At 42.4% G+C, this 2,288-nt stretch carries 2 protein-coding genes; one reads left to right on the top strand and one right to left on the bottom strand.

Annotated elements, in window-relative coordinates; genetic code table 11:
* The coding region (locus AB4496_RS04390; protein WP_372130632.1) for a TonB-dependent receptor at positions 1 to 837 on the bottom strand (837 nt) is incomplete at its 3' end.
* A 486-nt stretch (positions 838 to 1,323) separates the two neighbouring features.
* Between AB4496_RS04390 and AB4496_RS04385 the strand changes: the two genes are divergently transcribed.
* A complete protein-coding gene (locus AB4496_RS04385; protein WP_009844799.1) occupies positions 1,324 to 1,962 on the top strand; it encodes a hypothetical protein in 639 nt (212 codons plus the stop codon).
* Positions 1,963 to 2,288: the final 326 nt, after the last annotated feature.

Here is a 2,288-nt window from a genome sequence, read left to right as displayed (position 1 = left end):
ATCGTTAGTGCCACCGTAGAAAGAACTCTCAGAGACATCGACAGGTTTGCCATTTTTGGATGGAACACCACGATATGGCACCAGCTCTTGGTGTGCATATTCGACATCTAAGTCAACGGTATGCCCTTCAGCTGGCAGCACTCGAATGGTTGGTGCGATAAAGAAATCATTCGAATCGACATGGTTAACATACGAATCAGCCTGTCGGTGTTCCAGGTTAATACGTCCATTGACCTTATCTGAAAACGCCATTGAGCTATCCACCTGCCCTACAAATTGGCTGTTACTGCCAACACTGCCGTTCACATTGGTAAAATTGTCGCCATTCGCTCGCTTGGTGACTAAGTTAATGATACCGCCAGCAGAACCCCTACCATACAGAGCACCTGCAGGGCCTTTTACCACTTCAACACGCTCAATATTGGATAGGCTTCGATACGACTGTAAAGTTCCATCATCACGCATGCCATCACGATACATGTCATTCAGTGCATCAAAGCCACGAATAACGAACTGATCTCGACTGCCTTCACCTAAGGTATTATTGACACCAGCAACACCATCAAGAGCATCCACTAAACGGACCGCACCACGGTCTTCCATCTCTGTTTTAGTGACCACTGAAACGGCTTGTGGGACATCGAGCCATTCGACATCCGTTTTGGTACCCGATTGCGGCATGTGCTCCGCGTAGCCTTCGTACTGATGACCAATAACTTGCACGGTTTCATCCACCGTTACTTCTTCTGAAGCCATTGCATTCGACACGGTAGCCACTGTGGTTAATGCACCTCCAATTGCCAAAGCGAGGGGGGTGAAAGCCAATCTAACGTTCATATTCTAATTCCGGTTTAGTTTATAAATCACAATGGACGCGAATAAGAACAAATATCATTTATATTTGCAATATATATTTTACCGCCTACCCCTCCAGCACGATATGCAACATTGCTATTTACAAAATAATCAATAAAAACAAAATCATAAAAAGAACAAGCCTCTTAAGACATTGGATAATGTCGTATAAAAGTAGGTAAAAACGAGGTTCGACGGTTGGGAATACTCAGAAAAAGGACTTTTCGATAGGGAGAAAGACAGCAAATAAATAAAGGTTTGAGCCAGGTAACGGATGGGATTAATACCCTTTAGCACGGCGTGCCTATTAACTGGTCATACCTCAAAATAATGTTCAATAATTCAAGTCGACATCACTTAATGGCTAGCAAATATCGAAGTCTTAGATATGTTCATATATGCTTATAAACGGAAGCTTATTTTTATAAGCATTCATACAGATCATGAATAATAACAAAGGACTGTTTTATGCCATTGACATTAGATCAAGCTGCTCAGCTAATGAATCGAAATTTAGAACAATTTTTACATCGTTGTCCGCTTTCCATTAGTAGTGCTGGCCAATCAAAAGGAGCACTTACCTTTTATTTATATAGCCTCGGAGATACGGCGCTTGGTATCAATCAAGGTGTTCAAATGCCAGAGATGCGTTTGCGCTTATCTAAAACGGCGCTATCAAGTAGCGCTAAAGCTCTTCAATGCATCCACATACCGGTATCTCAGTTTGAACAACTTAAGCCTGAGTCCATTTCTAAAGTCACCCACTATGATTCTGCAAACTTCCTTGTTACCACTCAATTAACAGGTTGTACGTTTGCTATCCGACCGGGGAAAGGAGGCGGGCTTGAGTTTTTGCATGTTCAGCCAAATAGGGACTTTGATGGAGCAAAAATACAGCAAGCGATAAAAAAGGAGTTTCAAGTGTCTTTCGGTAAAGGGAATGGCTCTAACGGTACTACTTATGGGAATAATACCCGGGTTACTGTTTTAGGGGAGAGGAAAAATGGCTTGTGGAAAGTTTATGCACAGTATCAAGACGGCAACGGAAATGTAACTGGAGTTGATTGTATCTACAAAGAACCAAGCTCAGTAGCCTATGTTGACTGACAAACATGATTAGCAAAGAAGGCATGCCATACTCTCGTCTTTTAGCGTTCTCGCAGAAACGGGGAATTCAACTAACGAGCATTCCCCTCAAAACGACATAACTTACGACATCGTCATAGCGCGTATCACCCTCGAGTGATGCGGGCTTCGATACAAGATGACTCTAAGGCTACATTAGTAGCCTTTTTTCTCCTTCGATAACGAATAGAGAAGACAGGTAACAAGCAGATCTACTACAACTCATCCCGAACAAGAAAATAAAAAAAGCGAGCCACTTGGGCTCGCTTTTCATTATCTGATTTTCTTAAACTCTATTACAGAAGTTC

The organism is Vibrio sp. 10N.222.46.A1 (assembly GCF_041473595.1).
Classification (GTDB): Bacteria; Pseudomonadota; Gammaproteobacteria; order Enterobacterales; family Vibrionaceae; genus Vibrio; species Vibrio tasmaniensis_A.
Note: the sequence above shows the minus strand (reverse complement) of the source record. Positions and strands in the feature narration are given on the sequence as shown.

What these genes read in the sequence shown, in the direction of transcription:
- AB4496_RS04385 (WP_009844799.1), top strand. Translation starts at nt 1,324, where the DNA reads ATGCCATTGACATTAGATCAAGCTGCTCAGCTAATGAATCGAAATTTA.